We start from the raw sequence: 488 nt of genomic DNA on the forward strand, positions 1-488 counted from the left end.
AATATGGCGGTGAGGGGGGGATTCGAACCCCCGATACGTTGCCGTATACACACTTTCCAGGCGTGCTCCTTCAGCCACTCGGACACCTCACCATATTGTTTTGCTGCCTGACCACGTGGGGGGCAACGGGGCGCTACTATAGGGAGATGGGCTAAAACGGTCAAGCAGATTTTATAATTAATGGTTTGTTCGGTTAAGCAATAATCAGCTCCATCGTTTTTATCGCTGGGGAGCGGGCTGTTGACGCTGTGAATGGGCGTAGTTGGATGGAGCCAGTTGTCGAACCCCGGTCGGGGGTTCTCATCCCCCCGCGGCGTGCAATATGCGAAAAAAAAGCCCGTACTTTCGTACGAGCTCTTTCTTAAATATGGCGGTGAGGGGGGGATTGACTCGCTGCCTCACCCTACGGGCAGCCTGTTCGCTTCGCTCCCAGTCTGTCCAACTGGCTGCGCCAGTTGTCGAACCCTGGTCGGGAGTTCTCATCCCCC

The 488-nt window shown here is 55.5% G+C and carries 1 tRNA gene; it reads right to left on the reverse strand.

The window, feature by feature from the left end:
• Positions 1-4: 4 nt before the first annotated feature.
• Positions 5-92 (reverse strand) — tRNA-Ser (locus B2Q93_RS00005).
• Positions 93-488 lie beyond the last annotated feature (396 nt).

This window comes from Leclercia sp. UBA5958 (assembly GCF_002430365.1).
In the GTDB taxonomy this organism is placed as follows: Bacteria; Pseudomonadota; Gammaproteobacteria; order Enterobacterales; family Enterobacteriaceae; genus Enterobacter; species Enterobacter pneumoniae.